5 protein-coding genes and 1 pseudogene are annotated in these 4,504 nt (G+C 77.4%); 1 reads left to right on the plus strand and 5 read right to left on the minus strand.

Annotated features, from left to right (window positions below):
- Positions 1–203: 203 nt before the first annotated feature.
- Entirely contained in the window at positions 204–497 is a 294-nt protein-coding gene (locus EF903_RS29175; RefSeq protein ID WP_125548008.1) for a hypothetical protein, read from the plus strand.
- A 56-nt stretch (positions 498–553) separates the two neighbouring features.
- On the opposite strand, the gene EF903_RS29180 is transcribed toward EF903_RS29175, so the two are convergent.
- The 5 genes and pseudogenes from EF903_RS29180 to EF903_RS34440 all read right to left on the minus strand — a co-directional run.
- Positions 554–790: a hypothetical protein gene (locus EF903_RS29180; RefSeq protein ID WP_125548009.1), complete on the minus strand. Its 237-nt coding sequence runs from the start codon at positions 788–790 to the stop codon at positions 554–556.
- Between the two features lie 96 nt (positions 791–886).
- Entirely contained in the window at positions 887–1,246 is a 360-nt protein-coding gene (locus EF903_RS29185) for a peptidoglycan-binding protein (protein ID WP_125548010.1), read from the minus strand.
- 191 nt (positions 1,247–1,437) lie between these two features.
- The gene (locus EF903_RS29190) at positions 1,438–1,665 is read right to left on the minus strand and encodes a helix-turn-helix transcriptional regulator (protein WP_125548011.1); all 228 of its coding nucleotides are present in this window, start codon (positions 1,663–1,665) and stop codon (positions 1,438–1,440) included.
- Complete coding sequence (locus EF903_RS29195) at positions 1,665–2,162, minus strand: DUF2975 domain-containing protein (protein ID WP_125548012.1); 498 nt, start codon at positions 2,160–2,162, stop codon at positions 1,665–1,667. Before EF903_RS29195 ends, EF903_RS29190 begins: the two co-directional genes overlap by 1 nt.
- A gap of 69 nt (positions 2,163–2,231) precedes the next feature.
- A pseudogene (locus EF903_RS34440) lies at positions 2,232–4,504 on the minus strand (hypothetical protein); the annotation flags it as partial.

Genomic DNA, 4,504 nt, shown 5'->3' on the forward strand with positions numbered 1-4,504 from the left:
GCGCATGGCGGCAACCTTCCCGGGGGCGGGCCGGACGTTCACGCAGGCGCACCGGGCCGGTCGCCGCCGGTCATCCTCTCGCCTCCCCGCCGGCGGTCGCACCGGGCGGGCAGGGGCGGCGCCGTCACACGAACGGGCGAAGACGTGACGAATCTCCGGTGTGGGGCGGGCGCCGCGCCGCACGGCCCGGTAGGACCGACCGCATGGTGAAGATCGAAGCGAACTGGCTGAGCCGGGCCTTCCTGTCGTTGCGGCGCGGGGCCTCGGCGGAGGCGCGGGAAGCCGCCCTGGAACTGCGCCCGTACACGGAGCAGCCCGGTCAGCGGGTGCCGGTCCCCGGCCCCACCCTGCTGCGGGCCGGGCTCGCGCTGCAAGACGAGGCCCGCAGGGCCTCCGTCCCGCACCGGCGCGACAGCCTGCGGCAGGAGGCCGACGTCCTGATCGGCGCCCGGCAGCGCACGGAGCCGCCGCCCCGCGGGGCGGCCCCGGCGGGCTGACGGCCGGCCCGGCGGCGGCCGGTGCCGGTGCCGGGTACCGGCTTGCCGGACAGTCCCTAGTGGGGCGTCCAGGTGTACTTGCCGCCGCCCACCCAGCGGACGGTCTCCGGGTCGTCGAGGTCGTGGATGGTCAGGCCGGCGGACGCGGCGGTCAGGAGGACGTCGGTCATGGAGGTGGCCGTGCCGACCACCTCGCCGTCGACCTCGACGATGCGGAACGGCGGGTCGCCCGGCTGCACCCCGAGCACGACGATGCGCGGGGCGGAGATGTGGGGGCTGGTGCTCTCGGTCATACGGAACGGGTTCCACGCCGTCCCGCGGGCCAATCGGGGGATGCCGCTCCGTTCACCCGATCTCCCGCGCGGCCCGCGGACCTGCGCGGACGGTCGTCAGCGCGGGTAGGGGTCGTAGCAGTCGGGCACCGGGTCGTAGAGGACGGCCCAGGTCTTGGCGCCGACGACGCCGTCCCGCGGGAGGCCGTGGCAGCCCTGGATCCACTTGATCTTGTCGAGGGTCTTGGCGCCGAAGACGCCGTCGACGGTCAGCTTCGGCACCCCGCCCCAGATGTTGGAGAGGCACTGCGCCTGCTTCACGGACGCACCCGTGCCGCCCTTCTTCACGACCGGCCGGTGGCTCGTCGAGGTGTACGCGCATCCGCCGGGCGCGGCGCTCGCGGACGGTGCGCCGGCGCCGAGCACTGCGGCGGCCAGGGCGGCGGCGGTGAGGAGGGAGGCGGTCCGGCGATTCATGGCGGTTCCTCTCGGTGGAGCCCAGCCCGTCGGTGGCACTGGGTGACAGGTTCGTGACTCTACGGAGTTGCGGTCCGCCTGTCGACAGCGCGGGGGCGAACTCCGGCCACCGGGTGCGGGCCGCGGCCCACCGGAAGGTGCACCGTACCCATTGTCGGGGCCGGCCGCCCGCCCGCGACCGGGGACCGGCGTCAGCCCTCCGCGACGCCGTCGGCGCCGGGCTCCCAGCGCAGCAGGTCGCCGGGCTGGCAGTCGAGGGCCTCGCAGAGCGCGGCGAGCGTCGCGAACCGGACGGCCTTGGCCCGCCCGTTCTTGAGCACGGCCAGGTTGGCGGGGGTGATGCCCACGCGCTCGGCGAGCTCGCCGACGGACATCTTCCGCCTGGCCAGCATCACGTCGATGTCGACGGTGATCGGCATCAGATCACCTCGTCCAGCTCGGCCTGCATGCGGGCCGCCTCGACGTCCCGCGCCACCGCCTGGCGGAGCAGCGTCCGCAGGACGAGCACCGTCAGGGCGACGCCGAGGGCGGCGAGGGACACCCCGCAGATGAGCAGCACGACGCCCGGCGGCACGGCCTCCCCGGGCGCGAAGAGGACGGCGAGGGCGAAGACGAGGGCGGCGGCCGCGACGACGGCGCCGATGATGACGTCCACGTACCGGAACGCCGCGTGGGAGAAGACCGTGCCGCGGCGGACCATCGTCAGCAGCCGCCACACGCAGACCAGCACGACCTCGACCGCCGCGACACCCAGCACCGTGATCACGATGCACGGAACGCGCAGGTGGGAGAGGTCGCCCCCGCCGCCGTCCATGTCGGCCGCCAGCAGGGGCACCATCACGCCCTGTACGAACAGGCAGCCCGCCAGCAGCATCGCGAGCACGCAGCGCAGCCCGAGCACCATCAGTCTTCCCATCACCACTCCTTCGATCGACTCACGATGGGAATCTATCGAGTTTCGATAGGTGCGGCAAGGGGGTGACCGCTACGACGCCGTACGGGACGCCTCCCAGGCCCGGGCGAACAGCTCGTGCGGCGGCAGCGGCGCCAGCAGCCGCAGGTACGGGCTGTGGACCCCCTTGCCGTACACGCGCGCCAGGTGCGGCCCGGTCTTCGCCGTCTCCAGCGGCAGGTGGGGCGACTTCAGGTCGGTCCACTCCCCCGGGACGAAGACGGAGCGCCCGGCGCGCGCCCGGGAGCCGGCGACGACCGCGCCGGCGGCCACGAGCTCGGCCTGGGCCGCCTTGTGCCGGGCGGCCGTCCAGCCGTTCCAGCGGCGGACGCCCCGGTCGGTGGGCCGGGCCAGGGCCAGCAGCTGGAGGTACAGCGCGGCCGCGTCCGCCCCGGTGCCGAGCGTGCGGGCCACCTCGGCGACCAGGTCCGGCGCACTGCGCGCCGGGTCGTTCTCGCAGCCCCCGGCGGGGACCGGGGTCGCGGCGGCGCGGGCGGCGATGCGGGCCAGGCCGTCGAGCTCGTCCCGCAGCTCCAGGAGGCGGCCGCGCAGGTGGTCCAGGCGCAGCTCCGTGCAGAGCCGGGCAGCCCGCTCCACGCGCTCCGGGTCGGCGAGCGCCGCCGTGCGCACGAACACCGTGCCGGCCCCCGTCTCGACGACGAACAGCCCGTCGTCGAGGACGCGCGGCTCCTCCACGCCTTCGTCCAGCGGCTGCGGGCAGGGCAGCAGCGGGCCCTCGTACGGAGCGAAGCCGGGCGCACCGGCGAGTGCCGGAGCCGGCGGGTAGAGGACGGGCACGAGCGTGCCGGGGTCGTCGAGGACCGCCCGGAGCCTGCCGTACAGGCGCAGGGCGCCCGCGGCCGCAGGGCCGCCGACGGGCCGCTCGGTCAGCGCCCACACGATGGCGGTCGCGGCGGCCGTGTGGGCGGCCGCGGTGCCCGACACCCACTCGCCCGGGGTGCCGTCCTCCCGCGCCAGGTGGACCCGGACCCGGCCCGACGGCTGGACGGCGAGGACGAAGCCGTGCTCGCCGAAGGCGCCGGAGGCCCGGCCCGCCGGGAGGGCGCGCGCCCAGCCGCCGCCGAGGCCGGCCTCCGCCTCCAGCGCCTCGGCCAGTTCCTCGTCCGCGTACTCCGCGGCACCGAGCAGCGCCGCCCACACCTCGGCCATCCGCCCGGCGGCCCCGGTCATGCCGCCGGGCTCCCACAGCTCCGCCGGGTCGTCGGGGAGGCCTGCGGCGAGGAGGGCGCGCCGGCCGTCCTCGCCGAGCCGGTGGACGAGGCCGTCGTACTCCTGGAGCAGCGGCCCGGTCAGCCGGTACGGCGCCTTGCGGAGCAGGGCGCGGTGGTCGTCGTGCCGCTCGCGGGCGGGCAGCCCGGCCAGCACCAGCAGGCCGATGCTCCGGCGGGCGCCGGTGCGCCGGCAGAACGCCTCGACGGCCTCCTCGGGCACGGCCAGCGGCCCCCGCTCGGCGAGGAGTGCCAGCAGCCGCGGCAGCCTCCGCGCGTCGTCCGCGGCCTCGGCGGTGCGGCACTCCTCGGCGTCGGCCGGGGCGGGGCCGGAAGCGGGCTGGAGGAAGCGGACGAGCCCGCCGCGGGGAGCACCCGAGGCGAGGGTCCCGCCCGCGGCCCGGCAGGCTTCCACGGCCTCCGCGCGGGCGCGTCCGGTGCGCCAGGCGGTGCCCGGCTCGGCGAAGGGCTGCCGGCTCCAGACCTCCAGGAGCGCGGCGAGCGCGGCGCGCTCCTCCGGGTCGGTGTGCGCGACGGCGGCCCGCCAGGCAGCGGCGCCGACGGCGCCGACGAGGACGGCCCACTCGGCGGGCTGCGCGGGCGGGGCGAGGCGCCGCGTCTCGTCGTCGATCTCGCCGCGCAGGTGGCGCCCGTCGGCGGCGACCGCGGTCAGCAGCCCGGGATGGGCCGACGGTACGGGCGCCCCGTATCCGCGGACCTCGGGCAGGAGGCCGCGCAGGGCCGGCACGAGGACGGTGTCGGGGACCGGCGAGGGCAGGTCGGCGACGGGGCCGGACCTCATGAGGGCCACGCGGCGGGAGAGGTCCCGGCGGCGGCGCAGTACGTCGGCGGCGAGCCGGGCCGCGCGGGCGACGCCGTCGGCGATGCGGGGCTCGGCGATCCCGGGCAGTGCGGGGCGCGGGTCGCCGCGCAGGGCCGCGTCGAGGAGGGCGCGCACGGCGGCGGCGTCCGCGGTCCGCAGGGCCTTGGAGGCGGCCTCGTCGCGCGGGGCGAGGAAGTGCCAGAACGCGGGCGGCGGGACGGGGCCCGCCGCTTCGCCGAGGGTGGGGGCGGTCG

The organism is Streptomyces sp. WAC05292 (assembly GCF_003949955.1).
GTDB classification, from domain to species: domain Bacteria; phylum Actinomycetota; class Actinomycetes; order Streptomycetales; family Streptomycetaceae; genus Streptomyces; species Streptomyces globosus.

Bases quoted from the DNA above. Each gene is read 5' to 3' on its own strand.
- EF903_RS29175 (WP_125548008.1), top strand. From the start codon at position 204: ATGGTGAAGATCGAAGCGAACTGGCTGAGCCGGGCCTTCCTGTCGTTG.
- EF903_RS29180 (WP_125548009.1), bottom strand. From the start codon at position 790: ATGACCGAGAGCACCAGCCCCCACATCTCCGCCCCGCGCATCGTCGTG.
- EF903_RS29185 (WP_125548010.1), bottom strand. From the start codon at position 1,246: ATGAATCGCCGGACCGCCTCCCTCCTCACCGCCGCCGCCCTGGCCGCC.
- EF903_RS29190 (WP_125548011.1), bottom strand. From the start codon at position 1,665: ATGCCGATCACCGTCGACATCGACGTGATGCTGGCCAGGCGGAAGATG.
- EF903_RS29195 (WP_125548012.1), bottom strand. From the start codon at position 2,162: ATGGGAAGACTGATGGTGCTCGGGCTGCGCTGCGTGCTCGCGATGCTG.